Genomic DNA, 14,060 nt, shown 5'->3' with positions numbered 1-14,060 from the left:
CTTATAATTTTACAGGCTGCGAATCTTTTTGAACATGGCCTGGCTTACTACCAGTTCAGTCCTGCTCTTATCTCGAAGCACCATGGTAATGCGGGAGTTCACCTTGCGATACTCTGCGATATGGTCAATCGAAACAATGGTCGAACGGTTAACGCGTATAAAATGCATGGGATCCAGACGTTTCTCAAGTTCCATGGTCGACACATCGACTATATGCATCTCGTTCATCGTATAGGCCATGGTAAAACGGCCTTCCGTCTGAAAACGGACCACTTCATCTACACTCAGAAAGATACAACGATCTCCTTTTCGAACCTGAATTCGCTGCAGGTAGAAATTGCTCAAGTCTACCACGTTACGGAACTTCTTCCAGGTAAAATCAGGAGGCGCCGGAATACTAAAACCATCATCGGGGAATATCTTGCGCAGTTTTTCAACTGTGGCCATCAAACGTTCCGAATCAAAGGGTTTCAGCAAATAATCAACCGTATTTTCTTCAAAGGCCTTTAAGGCAAACTCATCATAGGCGGTCGTAAAGACCACATACGGGACTTCCTCCGGATTCAAGGCATGCAGAACATCAAATGCATCCATATCCGGCATCTGGATATCCAGAAAGACGACATCAGGAAGATGGTCCTGAATAGCCTTGATTGCCTGAGCTCCAGATTCTGCCTCCCCCTGAATATCAAACTCGCTCGCGTAATCCTCCAACATGGAGATGATGCGGGCACGAGCCCAAGGCTCGTCATCAATCACTAAGGTCTTGACCTTCATTTCGGATCCTTGGATTTCTGGACGGGAGCCGTCATGATTCTAAACAGTTCTGCACGACGGCCATTTTCATCTTCATAGACCTGACCTGCAGAATTCATATAAACCAGATTTCCAGATGCAGAGCGTTTAAAATTCCAGTGAACACTATCTGCACTTTCAGAAGCAGAGGGCAAAACAATCCTTATGGAACTATCCACTACAGAAAACACACCCTTCAGGGAATCCACCTGCATGGAATCAGTTACACGGGTCTGCACCGCATTAACAGTGGAGTCTTCATTCAAGGTTATGCGCAATGCCTTCATGGTGCAATCATCACAAGGCATACTTCCCGAATAGAGGCCCGTCACATCCTTCGGCAATTCAACAGGCGGAAGTTCCGGTAAAGGTTCAGACTTTTCTTCAGAGCAGGAAGAAATCAGCAATGCCATCCCAACAGGAAGCAAAAACCTTACAAATGAAAAAGCCATGGAGTTCAAAATCTTCATGGCTACAATTTAACAAATTAGCCGTTTAGGCATTAACAGAAATTATCTAAAAACCAGTCGAATGCACCAAACGAAGGCCCAAATCCTTACCCCGATAAAGGGGTTCCCTTTTAGCAACAGTATCGGCGGCAAGGGCCTTGACTTTATCGCCCCAGCCACCTCCACGAACGACTTTCAAACTGCCGGATTTCGCCCCGGTATAATTCATCTGCGATTTTGTCGGTTTCACTCCGTACCAGTCGTTAGTCCACTCCGCCACATTGCCAGCCATATCATAAAGGCCATAGGCATTAGGCATAAACTGAGCCACGACAGTGGGGCCACTACTTTGTACATAATAAGCGTATTTAGAAGCTTCTTCCCGATCCCAATAATATGTCGTAGTCGTTCCGGCACGGTAGGCGACTTCCCATTCCATTTCCGTAGGAAGTCTCACGGACTCAACGCTGTAATCAACATACAAGTTCTGCAGATATTGTGCGTTTTCGGCAGCCTCATAGACATAGGCCGTATCAAGCCCCACCTTTTTCGATAGAGCATTGCAGAACAAGATTGCCTCATACCAGTTTACGTTCGCCACCGGAATACTGTCACCAGAGACACCCATTGCCGGCAAGGAATCCATAATGGTTCTATACAAAGACTGGGTCACCTCCGTCTTCCCGATTTCAAAGGAACTCACAGAAAAAGACATGGAGCCTCTTTTTACAGAGGACGCAGGAATCTTTACCCAGCTTACATAATAAGACAAAAGGGAATCCGAGCTCAATGCAGAACTACACGAAGGTTCCGCAGAACCCGAAGACTCTTGAACAGGGCTTTCCGATCGGCTAGAAGAACTTTTGACAACGGCACTAGACTGACGTTCATGCCCACTGGAGGAGGTTTCGTCCAGATCTTCAGGCGCCCCACCAGCAACAGAACTGCAGGACACCATCAAACCCATGGCAAGAAACCCTAGGCATAAGCGGAACCTCATCAGCGGATAACTCCCACACGGTACAGTTTCTGCTTAGTCTTTCCAGACTTGAAATCTACACGCAGGCGAGCGGTGTATACGTCCGAACCTAGCTTTTTCAGGTCAAGGTTTTCAAACTGATTGCGGCCAGCCACAACATCAGACATTTTCTGCTTGAACACGCAGAGGCCCGTTATGTCATACAATTCAATCGTTGCGGAATTGGCTTCTGCACCAACTTCAAAACGGGCCTTGGCCACCCCGCCACGCACCGGATTGGGGAACATGAAGAATTCCGTAATTTCATCCTTAGACTTAGAAGCCTTCACATCCTTCAGCTTGGAGGCATCAAGATAGCCAGTACGTTCGTTACCGCCGGCAGGCAAGGTCCATGCGGCAGCATTACCCGCAGCATCTTCAGCAGCCTTCTGCAAACGGAATGCACTAACGTTACTTCTGTGGAAGGCATAAAGTTCCGGGCCAGCAGACTTGCTACTACCAACAGCGTCCGTTACATAAATACTCATAGGCTGCAATTCACTCAGGGAGTCCACATACTCAAAACTACCTGCAGCAAGGGGGAACTGTCCAGAAACCCGCTTGGCCTTTCCCGTATAGGCATAAATCAATCCGTCATTGTTAGGAACAAGAATTTCCGGAACATCATCACCAGTCACATCAACCAGCAACGGGTCGCTAAAGAATCCATACACAGGACTACCTTTTGAAATCTTCACGGGGAATCCAGAAACGGGCAAGCCAAAACGATCGAGGGCATAAACCAGGTTATCTCCCAGGAATACGATTTCAGGATAACCATCTCCGTTTACGTCACCCAGGGCCATACCAGAAGTTTCATCAGAGAGGCCGCTGGAGCCAGCAGCTCCACGCTCATAATTCTTGGTCCAGACAACAGACTTTCCATTCCGTTTTCTAGCAGACACCGTTCCACGGCTGCCAAGGACAATAGCTTCCTCAACACCGTCGCGATCAATGTCTGTACAGGAAACGCGGTAGAATTTTTCAGTTCCGTGAACTTTTGCGGGTTCACTTTCATAGGTAGCAGAATTCACCTTGGAACCGAAGCCCACTTCACCTTCGTCCGTAACATAGGCAATCTTGGAATTGCCATCCTCATCCGTACCACAGAAAGCCATATCTGTAATATTTCCGTCGGCAGTCACCTTGACGTCAAATCCCCTAGAGAACTTTCCGTCGCCAATTTTCACATTTCGAATCTGATGTCTAGTCGCATACCACAGTTCATTTCCAACCACCATGGGGCCAGCCACCACAGAGTCCACATCCAACGCCGTTTCACTTACGTAGGATTCGCTTTCAAACTGCGTACGGACCAGATGCTTTTCGTGAAGCGAATAAACGTATTTGCCATCGCTAGCCATACCCAGCAGGGGACCATAATTGGAACCGATGCGATAAAGCGGAATTTCCTTTTCAGTCCCCTTATTCGTCAGCTGTTTTTTAACAACGACCGTATCCGCATCAAACAAGGTATCACCCAAAGCGCTAAATGCCTGCAGGGATCCATTGTCTGCACCGAACACAACAATTTTCTCCCCGCTCTTTTCAGGATTATCCACAAAGACTGCGCCACGGACGATTCCGTTCAGGCCAACCTCTCTCGGGAACTTGCTGTCTTCAATACTTCCATCATCAATAGAAACGGTCACCGTAATAAGAGTCGAGGCAAAATTAAGGACGCTATCCCCCATCAGGCCGTTAGCCGTCTTTTCCTTTCGGAAATCTTCGGGAACGGAAACAGAAATCCTGATACCCGTATAACCGCCCTGGGTCGTCATGGTATTCGCATAACCGGTGGGATTGATGGTCTTTACCGTATCGAATTTCTGCTTTGAAGATTTGTCCGCTACGCGCAAATGAGGCAGCAAATCCGCACCACTTCCGTAATCATAGGTATCTTCGCCCAGGGCGTTCTTAAAGGTCTTTCCGATACTCAGCACGCCATCGGCTTCAATCAGTGAAAGTCCAAACTGATGGTCACGGAATTCATCGCCGGCCCAATAGTTGGCAACACCATCTTCCAAATTTCTACGAAGGAACCATTCGTTCACCTTCCACACGGCAATACCGCTTGCAGGGATGCCCGCATCAAAGGAGCTTACATCAAGAATGACACCACGGGCCTTCTTCTTGTTCACCTTGCATTCCCCCTTGACACAAGTGCTGTCCTGGAACACAAGGTCAAGACTATCTACGGGAACGGTCCTGATTGTCGTATCGGAACTTTCGTCAGGTTCACCCAGCACCACGCTCACCTCGCCATCCTTGTTCCAGGAACGCTGACGATTTTCTACAAGCAGGTATTCAGATGCGCTGAGAGGCACCTTCAGGACTTCAGTACAGACATTTTTACTCTTGGATTTTGAGCAGGCCCCGGAACCGGCAGCAGCCACATCCACAGAAATTTTCTTTCCTGCAGAGGGGCGAACTTCCTGAACGGAACTCCACCCCATATAGGTTCGTTCCCAGGCCGCAGGCAGTGCAGGCAAGAATCCATTTCCTGCATTATAGCCGGCAAAGTCCATCAAGTCAAAATAACCCAGGCGAGAAATTCCCTTCACCACATCATAGGTATCGGGCATACCAAGCTGACGGCCTATCTGATTTACCAGAATCCCGTTTACACCCCAGTTCAAACCATCCTGGGAAGCGGTTTCGCTCATGACCATTATAGAGCGCAAGGTATCGATAGAGGCCCCCTTAAGAGCAAGACCGTCAACTACAGACTTCTTGCTAGAGGAATCAGCCTTTAGAGCAACATTTGCCAAGGTATCAGACAGGAACGGCCAATACTCCCCGCTAACAAAAGCGTCTATAAAATCGGCAGGGGTGTCGGCATTGTTCGAACCCATGGTACCGCCATCCACCAACCGGCTGGCACCGGCATGGATAATCATAAAGGCACGTTTCGTATTCGGATTTTTCGAAAGGGGAATGCTAAAGGGCGAATCGCTGGATTCATGAGCGGCCATTACGGCATCGTACACGAACTGCATATAATCGCAAACACGGGAAGAATCAAATTCAGCAGTCTTTTCGCCATCCCTCTTGCTGGTTCGATTATAGTCGATGATTTGCTTCTTCAGCTTGTAAGCACTGGAAGATTCCGGAAAAATTCTGGACTTGATTACAATATTTCCGCCACTGGCAGCCTTGTAATAGGCATTCGCAAAATCAAAATGCTTTTTCCAATAGGGCACACTATTGCGACGGCCCGGCGGATCCAACTTATACGAATCCTTCTTCTTTTCGTCAGAGTCGAAAGTTCCATTTCCCGTGGTCAACGAATTGTCAGTCTTTTCTTCGGCAAACTGAACTCGAATCGCAAATACCTCCAAGGTATCTGCAGCAAAACTAAAAGACGCCTGGAACAAAACCAAGGCAAACAAAAGGCTAATCTTATTAAAAAAACTCATCTTCACAACCTCAATCTACAAAAATCAAAAACAGCCGCACCGGAATCACAACCTAAAAAATTACTGTTCAACAAGCTTAAAACTCCGGGGAACATTCAATTTCCAGGTTCCACCGCTAAAAGACTTTCCGTGGGTCACCTTCTTGATTTTTATTTCCAGGAATCGCTTTTCCCCACGTTCAAAAACAATGGTCTCGGGTAACACATTTCCCTCAAATTCGCGGAACCCGGAAAACTTCAACGTTTCAGGTTTTCCGTCACGTCCCGTATAGGTTAGCTGAACCACTCGCGAATCCTGCAATTCATAGGTAAAGTGACGTCCCGTCCCATCAACGGCTTCGTGGCCAGGCACCACATCCTCGTAATTATCCGGAAGTAACTTACCCTCAAAAAAAGCTGCAATCTGATGGATATGAACCAGGGGTAAGCTCCGGTCATTGAGCAGCCCAACCATATAGCCAACGCCCTTTACATAAAGTTTTTCTGTGGGGAAGGTCATGAGCCAACCTTCTTCCGTCCAAAGCATCGAGGCAACCCCAATGCCCATGGGGCCCGTCAACTCCATGCGATAACGTTTTCCAGGTACAGAAAACAGGACGGCATCCAGCTCCTGATTTTCACCATTCTGGACAATGGTCAGCTTAAACTTAGCCCGCAGACTATCCTGAGGGGCAATTTCCTTTTCCGCCACAGGTGCGTCTGTGCGAACCTTGCCCCCCGTACAGCCGGCAACAACAAACATGGCCAGTACCAAGGCACAGACTGGCAGCAAAGAGAAAAGAGAGCGAAATCTAAACAGCGGCATAAAGCAACCGCCTTTTACTTTTTCTTGATATTAAGGAAGCGCCTTGCTTCAGGATGCTTCGGAATAAGCTTCAGCAATTTCTTGTAGGCAGCCGTGGCTTCAGCCTTATTGCCAAGGGCTTCCTGAATGGCAGCCATATGTTCCCAATAAACGGCATCCTCATCAAACTTCGGATCCTTGATTTCCTGCATGGTCTTCAGGGCCTCTGCATAAAAGCCCTTGCGATACTGCCCCCATGCCTTGGAATCCAGATAAGCCTCAGTGGGAGTTTCCGACTTTTCCATGGCAAGAGCCTTCAAAACCATCTGGAAACCCTTTTCCACTTCGTCTGCGTTGCGGTTCAGGTCAATCAAGGTATAGCCATAATAATTCAGGACTTCGGGCTGATCTACACTGCGGGCGCGAACGCTATCCAACAGGAATTCAAACATCTTGAAGGATTCTTCATAGCGTCCCATGCGTTCCAGATTCATGGCCATCAGCATGCGCACATCCATGTTCAACGAATCGACGGCGGCAATTCCCTCGTAAAATTCCTGTGCCTTGGCACGCTTCGCATTTGCAAGGGCGATCTTGGCAGAATCATACTTATCGGTCTGCAAAATTTCCTGGGCTTCATTAGCCAGAATACGTCCATAGACGCTACGGAACTGCAACTTGTTCCGTTCCACTTCCGCGTTCATCTTGCGCAAAGTTACAGAATCAGCCACTCCGGCCAGCGGGCTCCACTTATCCCAAACGGCGATGAGGGAATCCAGCATCTTGTAGGCCTTGTCATACATCTTTGCAGAGCCGTACATCATGGCCAACATGGCCTTTTCTGCACCCATCGACACAGAGTCAGCCTTCTCGGCATAAAGCACGGCATCGTTCATGCGCTTTTCCTTGACGGCGATTCCAGCCAGGGCGTGGTAAGCATTAGCCGCATAAACCTTCTGGTCGCCCAACGATTCAGCCGCCTGCAGCAGGTGAACCTTGGCGCTATCGACGTCTCCATGAATATTCTCGTAATGGCCCAGGAAGTTTGTCAGCACAGGAGAACGGACACCATCCTCATAGTATTTCTTCTTGAGCAGGGTATATGCAACAGCACGGTCCGTTTCCGCCAAAGTCGTCATCAGGAGAACGACCATGGATTCGTTGTCTTCGCTAGAGCCAGTCAAAGTATCTACGACAGCTCGGGCTTCCTGCAATCGGCGCTGGAACACAAGTCCCTGAACCATCTTGGTCAAATATTCCTTGTTGCCCGTAGCATCGTGAGCCCGTCCAAAAAGATCGATTACAGAAGAATCCTTATGATGTTCCAGCAACAAGTTCAGCTGACGCTGTAACAAGGACGGCATATAGTTCACCTGGGGCAGCAGCAAGTCATAAACACGGATCAGTTCATCCGCATCCTGAACGGCCTCCAGGAACAAGCTATAATCGTAAAGCAAGGTCATGTCCTGATACTTGCTGGAATCAAGGGCTGCCTTGAAATACTTACGACAGGAATCGGCCACACCCGCCTTCACATAAAGGTGTGCCAGCAAGGACAACTGAGAGGCAAGAATCTTACCCTTCAACTTCTGGCCACGCATGGCCTGAATCAAAGCCAGGGAATCATTGCCCTCGGCCATGAGCATTTCGGCCAACTTGAAGGTCAAGAAGCGGTTGTAAGGGTCAGACTCCGCGGCATGCTGCCAGAACACATTGGCCAGAGTCTTTTCGCCACGCATTTCCATTTCGAGAGCGCGGATAAAAGATTCATGGGCGGCATCGATATTTTCAGGAAGGCGCGGTTCCTCGGCACTTACAGCCACACCGCCTTCAGCAATCTGTTTTGCCACAGCGGCGGCAATCGCCAGGGAATCCGCCTTGCTCAAGGTAACGGCCTCTTCCTTTTTTGCAGGAGCGGAACTGCAGGCGTTCAGCAAGAACACCGCCACCACCATCAGCGACAAAAAGAAAGACTTCACCAAAACAGACCTACTCGACAATTACAAAGTTAATCTTGGTATCCGGCGGCAGATAATCGCCATACTTGGGAGAAGTTTCGATCACTGCACCCGGAACAGGATTTTCCATATCTTCGGGAGCCTTGGCGCGCTTGATACGTCCAACCACAAAACCCAGCTTTTCAAGCTTCGGGTAAACTTCGTCAATGGGAGTACCGGCAAAATTCGGCAACAAGGTCTTACCGGTAGTCACACCGGCAGAAATCACCACCTTCACGGTATCGCCAATACGGACCTTTTCACCTGCGATAGGAATCGTACGAATCACCACACCGCGAGGAATGCTCTGGTGGGCCCCCTTCACAATGGCACCCTGCACAAGACCGGCACGGGCCAGGGAAATAGAAGCCTGCTTCTGGCTCTTGCCACGAAGATCGGGAATCTCGACCTGACGGAGCCCCATGCTGCGAGTCAGCTTCACGGTACGGCCAAGCTTTGCCACACGGCCTGCAGCAGGAATCTGCACAAGAACCTTGCCGGAATCAATAGTCGCACTGTAGCGCCCCTCTTCCAGCCATTCAAACTTAAAACCAGCATCTGTCAGCGCAGCCTCGGCAGCCTCCTGACTCATGCCTTCCAGATTGGGAACCTCACCCGTGCTGGCAAACTTACCGGCAAAAGCGGGCATCAATACTTTATCTACAGCCAAGGCGAGAAACACCAAAAGGACAATCCAGATAGCGATAGCCTTAACCACGGGAGCCTTTTTCAGCCACCCGCCAACACGACCCACAAGGGATTTTAATTTATCCATATCAGCCCTTGCTAGCCTTTTCCTGCAGGGCGTTTTCGTCGAAGATGACGATATCCTTGCCGGTCATAGCAATAGCATTCGCCTTCACCAACATAGAGCAAATGCGGCTAACCGTTTCACGGGTAGTACCAGACATGTCGGCCAGCTGCTGCTGGGTGGGGCGGTTGTGAATAACAGTTACCATAGTGCCGGCATCAGTATGAATGCGAACACCACGTTCTTCCATCAAGTTCAGAAGAGTTCCAGCCACGCGTCCGCTTACAGACATCGTAGACAAGGAACCGATCTGCTTGTTTGCCTTACGCAGACGCTTACTAATTTCGCTCAGCAGCGCCATGGCAATTTCGGGAGTCTGACGAATCAGAGTCAAGAAGGATTCACGGTGAATGATCATCATCTGGGCATCCGTCACCGTACGCACAGAGGCAGACCTAGGTTCACCGTCAATCAAGCTCATTTCGCCAAAGAAGTCACCGCGTTCCAGGAACGAAAGAATCGTCTCACGACCATCAACGCCGGTCATGTACACCTGGACGGAACCGGAGGCGATCAGATACAGAGCCTGCATCGAGTCGTCGCCCTCCAGCACCACGGTTTCATCGCGGTTATAGTTCTGGACAACAACCAGATTGGCCAGCATCGAAAGCTGATCCTCGTTCAATTCAGAAAAGAGCTCCACACCCTTCAGCAAACCAACAACGTTATTGTCCATAAGAACTTCTCCTTCCGCTTCAATTAGTCCATGTCAACGATAATGCTCTGATCGCGCTTAGCACCGATAGAAATCATACCGATCTTCACGCCAACCAGTTCTGCCATACGGTTCAGGTACTTCTTAGCATTTTCCGGAAGATCTTCCATCTTGCGGCACTTGGTAGTATCGCACTTCCAGCCCGGCATTTCTTCGTAAACCGGCACGCAACGACCGACCTTGGACAGCTGGTTCGGGAACACTTCGATCTTTTCGCCATCGCATTCGTAGTGAGTGCAGATCTTGATGGTGTCGAAAGTATCCAGGACGTCAAGCTTGGTGATAGCCAGGTGAGTCAGGCCGTTAACGATAGCAGCCTTGCGGACAACCGGAGCGTCGAACCAACCGCAGCGACGGTTACGACCGGTGGTTGCACCATATTCGTTACCGATCTTACGGAGGGTGTCACCCATTTCGTCCAGAAGTTCAGTGGGGAACGGACCGTTACCAACGCGAGTGGTATAAGCCTTGACAACACCAACGACCTGGTCGATAGCGGTGGGGCCGATACCTGCGCCGCAGCTTGCATAACCAGCAACAGTGTTGCTGGAGGTCACGTACGGGTAAGTACCCTGGTCCACGTCCAGGATGGTGCCCTGAGCGCCTTCGAACACCAGTTTCTTGCCTTCCTTCACAGCCTTGAACAGGAGGGCGCTAGTATCGCAGACGAACGGCTTGATCTTCTGACCCAGTTCCAGGTAATCCTTGATCACCACTTCCGGATCAATTTCGGGAACATCGTACATCACCTTGAATTCTTCGTTATGAACCTTGGCCATAGCTTCGACGCGGGGGCGCAGTTCACGTTCGTCCATCAAGTCACCGACGCGAACACCGATACGGTTCACCTTGTCGCTGTAGCAGGGGCCAATGCCGCGGCCGGTAGTACCGATAGCAGCCTTGCCAGCCTTCTTTTCCTTGGCCTTGTCCAGAGCAGAGTGGTACGGCAGCACGACCTGAGCATTGTCAGCAATGAACAGGTGGCCTTCCGGGTTGATGCCCTTAGTATGGAGGTCGGCAATTTCTGCAAGAGTCTGGATCGGATCCAGCACAACGCCGTTACCAATAACGCAAAGCTTGTCGTCATGCATAATGCCAGACGGAATCAGATGGAACACAAACTTCTTGTCACCCACTTCAACAGTGTGACCAGCGTTTGCACCGCCCTGGAAACGCACCACGATATTTGCGTCCAGAGTCAAGAAATCCACAACCTTGGCCTTACCTTCGTCACCCCACTGGGAGCCGATTACAACACGATTTGCCATATATCCTTCGTTTTGTTTATGACCCATTCGGGTCGATTAGTTAAACAGGAAATTAGCTACCCAGAGCGTTTCTCCGGGACCTTTTTCGCCTACAAGATAGTAAAGAGCGTAAAGCGGAAAGGATAAAGGCTAAAGAAATGACGCATAAAAACCTGCTTTACACTTTAAACTTTAACCTTTAAGCTAAAAAGGGCGGAGCCCCGCCCCTCGCTCCAACCGGCAAAGCCGTTTTCCGCTACCCCACCCAGCGGGGACACCCCGCAACACCCCACAGCAGAAAGTACAGACAAGGTAACAGGTGCGAGGTATGAGGTATGAGGTATGAGGTAGTGAGCGACGAGCCGCATGCCTTTGTGCTGTCATCCTGAGCGGAACGAAGTGGAGTCGAAGGATCCAGTGAGAGGACGAGGCGTGAGGTCACAGGCATCAGGCGCGAGGTAGTGAGCGACGGAGGCGCCTAATGTCACCCTGAAGGCGCTCAGGGTCTCGTGCGTTCATGGGATTCTGAAACAAGTTCAGAATGACAGTCCACACAGTTCACTTCTTTCGTATCTCATAATTCATATCTAAATTCCTCCTCCGCAAAAAAGGAACAGTGAAGTCGAACTTCACTGTTCCTTTTTTATTGTTAACAGCTCAAACCTCTAGGTAGCAAAGCTACCGACCTCAAGCCTCAAACCCAATAACTAGGGTACGTCTACGGAATCCAGGATCTTCTGGACTACAGTTTCTGCAGAAATTTCTTCCGCTTCAGCTTCATAGCTCAAGATGATACGATGGCGGAGAACTTCCATAGCCACAGCCTTCACATCTTCCGGAGTCACGTAGGCACGGCCCTGGATAAAGGCATGAGCCTTTGCAGCCTGGGCAAGACCGATGGAGGCACGGGGAGAAGCTCCCACTTCAATGAAGCCCACCAGATCAGCGCGCTTGATGCTGCCCGGATCACGGGTAGCCAACACCAGGTTCACGATATATTCGCGGACACGTTCGTCCACATAAACCTGCTTCACAAGCTCACGAGCCTTCAGGATATCTTCCTTGGTGGCCACAGCATTAGGCTGACGGAGACCAGCACCGGCGACAGCATCCAGGATGCGCATTTCATCGGCCTTGTTGGGGTAAGAAACCTTCACCTTCAAAAGGAAACGGTCCACCTGGGCTTCGGGCAGCGGGTAGGTACCTTCCTGTTCGATGGGGTTCTGGGTAGCCAAAACCAGGAACGGTTCATCCAGCTTGAAAGTTTCGTCGCCAATAGTAATATGGCGTTCCTGCATGGCTTCCAGCAAAGCACTCTGAACCTTACTGGGAGCGCGGTTGATTTCGTCAGCCAGCACCAGGTTGGTAAACAGAGGGCCCTTGCGAGTTTCAAACTTAGCTTCGCGGGCGTTATAGATTGTAGTACCCAGCAAGTCAGCCGGCAGCAAGTCCGGAGTGAACTGGATTCGCTTGAAGTCCAAAGAAACGGCATCAGCAAAAGCCTTCACCGCGGTAGTCTTTGCAAGACCCGGAAGGCCTTCCAGAAGAACGTGACCATCAGCAAGAATACCAGTCAAAATACTTTCCACCATGGCCTTCTGGCCAATGACGGTATCTTCCACTTCACGCAGCAGATTCTGACAGAAAGCGCTCTGCTGACGAATCTTTTCAGAAAGTTCCTGAATATCCATTTTATTATTCCTCAAATTATTTCAAACTGAATTTAGCAAATTTCATAAAAGGGATGAGGTACGAGAGACGAGAGAAAAAATCAGATACGAGAGACGAGTTATTATAATCGCGCCGAAGACGCCTAACTTATTAATTCGTAATTCATATCTAATTTCCTGGATTCTTCGACTTCGTGCTTCGCACTCCGCTCAGAATGACACGTAGACGAATCACCACTCATCGCTCACCGCTCATAACTCACAGCTCACCACTCTTCCCTGATTCCCATTAGTTTCATGGCCAGTTTCCAGGTTTCCCTGTTTTCAAAGCCGTCACGTTTGCCGCCACCATAGCGGGCATGGGAGAATTCTTCCAACAGGGATTCCCATCCTTCCAGATCGCCCTGCTTCTGCAGCACTTCCAAGTTAACCTTTTCTGCATCTAGGTAAAAACGTTCAGCCGCATATTCCTTGCAGATTGCCTCCAGATCCAAAAGCCACTGGCGACTATCAGCCGAATTCACACGCTGTTTCAGAACAGTCATCTTCCCCAGCAATTCACTTTCGGCAGCCTTTTTAGCCGTCATGGCAGCACGGTTCGAGGCACGGCGTTTCATCCGTAGCATCCCAGCCAAAAGCACGACAACCGCCACCATAACGCCAATCATCACAGGCAGCACACTGGCAGGAGCATCCACACGCAAGGGCACGCTTTCGGTTCGCAAGGTCAAGGGCATCCCCATCTGAGTGGGAATATCGTACTTCAACACGGGAATATTCAGATTCCCCGTATCCTGAGCCAAAATCTTATAGTTAAAAGTAATGGAAGCGATTTCCTTCCCGTCCTTAACGGAGCGGGCCGATTCCTGGCTAACGCCAATCTGCTCCAACCCCTTTGCGGTGGCTGAGTTCGTAGGCAATACCAGCAAGGCGCTTCCGCTAACACTCCAGCTCACCGTCACCGGAAAGTCAATGGTATCCCCCACAACGGCATTCATGGGCAACAAAGTCCCATCCTGGGAATGAACCCCTGCCACAACGGTAATCCCCAACTGTTCCGCAGAGGGCATCTGAATTTCTTCTACCGCAGCACTATCCTGGGCCGCCTCCACATTCAAAGAATCATTTTCCATACCGCAGAATATACAAAAATCAA

At 49.8% G+C, this 14,060-nt stretch carries 11 protein-coding genes; all 11 read right to left on the bottom strand.

The features are described 5' to 3' along the window. Positions 1–9: 9 nt before the first annotated feature. Positions 10–777: a LytR/AlgR family response regulator transcription factor gene (locus tag BUB94_RS08070; protein ID WP_073235813.1), complete on the bottom strand. Its 768-nt coding sequence runs from the start codon at positions 775–777 to the stop codon at positions 10–12. After that, positions 774–1,265, bottom strand: a complete 492-nt coding sequence (locus BUB94_RS08065) for a copper resistance protein NlpE N-terminal domain-containing protein (RefSeq protein ID WP_083538180.1) — start codon at positions 1,263–1,265, stop codon at positions 774–776. Before BUB94_RS08065 ends, BUB94_RS08070 begins: the two co-directional genes overlap by 4 nt. Before the next feature lie 46 nt (positions 1,266–1,311). Further along, positions 1,312–2,244 (bottom strand): formylglycine-generating enzyme family protein, encoded by a 933-nt coding sequence (locus BUB94_RS08060; RefSeq protein WP_083538179.1) that lies wholly within the window; start codon positions 2,242–2,244, stop codon positions 1,312–1,314. Then, positions 2,244–5,681, bottom strand: coding sequence for a hypothetical protein (locus BUB94_RS08055; RefSeq protein ID WP_073235807.1), 3,438 nt, complete (start codon positions 5,679–5,681; stop codon positions 2,244–2,246). The genes BUB94_RS08060 and BUB94_RS08055 overlap by 1 nt, the downstream gene beginning before the upstream one ends. A 60-nt stretch (positions 5,682–5,741) precedes the next feature. Continuing rightward, positions 5,742–6,452, bottom strand: a complete 711-nt coding sequence (locus BUB94_RS08050) for a hypothetical protein (RefSeq protein WP_254793706.1) — start codon at positions 6,450–6,452, stop codon at positions 5,742–5,744. Between the two features lie 47 nt (positions 6,453–6,499). Next, on the bottom strand, positions 6,500–8,443 hold the full coding sequence (locus BUB94_RS08045) for a tetratricopeptide repeat protein (protein ID WP_249269355.1): 1,944 nt from the start codon (positions 8,441–8,443) through the stop codon (positions 6,500–6,502). A gap of 10 nt (positions 8,444–8,453) precedes the next feature. Continuing rightward, a complete protein-coding gene (locus BUB94_RS08040; RefSeq protein WP_073159048.1) occupies positions 8,454–9,236 on the bottom strand; it encodes a PASTA domain-containing protein in 783 nt (260 codons plus the stop codon). A gap of 1 nt (position 9,237) precedes the next feature. Then, the gene (locus BUB94_RS08035) at positions 9,238–9,948 is read right to left on the bottom strand and encodes a Crp/Fnr family transcriptional regulator (RefSeq protein WP_073159050.1); all 711 of its coding nucleotides are present in this window, start codon (positions 9,946–9,948) and stop codon (positions 9,238–9,240) included. Between the two features lie 23 nt (positions 9,949–9,971). Continuing rightward, a complete protein-coding gene (locus tag BUB94_RS08030; RefSeq protein ID WP_073159052.1) occupies positions 9,972–11,255 on the bottom strand; it encodes an adenylosuccinate synthase in 1,284 nt (427 codons plus the stop codon). Positions 11,256–11,941: 686 nt separating this feature from the next. After that, on the bottom strand, positions 11,942–12,925 hold the full coding sequence (locus BUB94_RS08025) for an AAA family ATPase (RefSeq protein WP_073235799.1): 984 nt from the start codon (positions 12,923–12,925) through the stop codon (positions 11,942–11,944). A 245-nt stretch (positions 12,926–13,170) separates the two neighbouring features. After that, positions 13,171–14,037 (bottom strand): BatD family protein, encoded by an 867-nt coding sequence (locus tag BUB94_RS08020; protein ID WP_073235796.1) that lies wholly within the window; start codon positions 14,035–14,037, stop codon positions 13,171–13,173. Between the last annotated feature and the right edge of the window lie 23 nt (positions 14,038–14,060).

The organism is Fibrobacter sp. UWH9, assembly GCF_900129715.1.
Taxonomy (GTDB): Bacteria; Fibrobacterota; Fibrobacteria; order Fibrobacterales; family Fibrobacteraceae; genus Fibrobacter.
This window is presented reverse-complemented; position numbering and strand designations above follow the sequence as displayed.

Excerpts from the sequence above, each read along its gene's own strand:
- BUB94_RS08030 (WP_073159052.1), bottom strand. The coding sequence starts at position 11,255 with ATGGCAAATCGTGTTGTAATCGGCTCCCAGTGGGGTGACGAAGGTAAG.
- BUB94_RS08020 (WP_073235796.1), bottom strand. The coding sequence starts at position 14,037 with ATGGAAAATGATTCTTTGAATGTGGAGGCGGCCCAGGATAGTGCTGCG.
- BUB94_RS08035 (WP_073159050.1), bottom strand. The coding sequence starts at position 9,948 with ATGGACAATAACGTTGTTGGTTTGCTGAAGGGTGTGGAGCTCTTTTCT.
- BUB94_RS08055 (WP_073235807.1), bottom strand. The coding sequence starts at position 5,681 with ATGAGTTTTTTTAATAAGATTAGCCTTTTGTTTGCCTTGGTTTTGTTC.
- BUB94_RS08060 (WP_083538179.1), bottom strand. The coding sequence starts at position 2,244 with ATGAGGTTCCGCTTATGCCTAGGGTTTCTTGCCATGGGTTTGATGGTG.
- BUB94_RS08065 (WP_083538180.1), bottom strand. The coding sequence starts at position 1,265 with ATGAAGATTTTGAACTCCATGGCTTTTTCATTTGTAAGGTTTTTGCTT.
- BUB94_RS08025 (WP_073235799.1), bottom strand. The coding sequence starts at position 12,925 with ATGGATATTCAGGAACTTTCTGAAAAGATTCGTCAGCAGAGCGCTTTC.
- BUB94_RS08040 (WP_073159048.1), bottom strand. The coding sequence starts at position 9,236 with ATGGATAAATTAAAATCCCTTGTGGGTCGTGTTGGCGGGTGGCTGAAA.
- BUB94_RS08070 (WP_073235813.1), bottom strand. The coding sequence starts at position 777 with ATGAAGGTCAAGACCTTAGTGATTGATGACGAGCCTTGGGCTCGTGCC.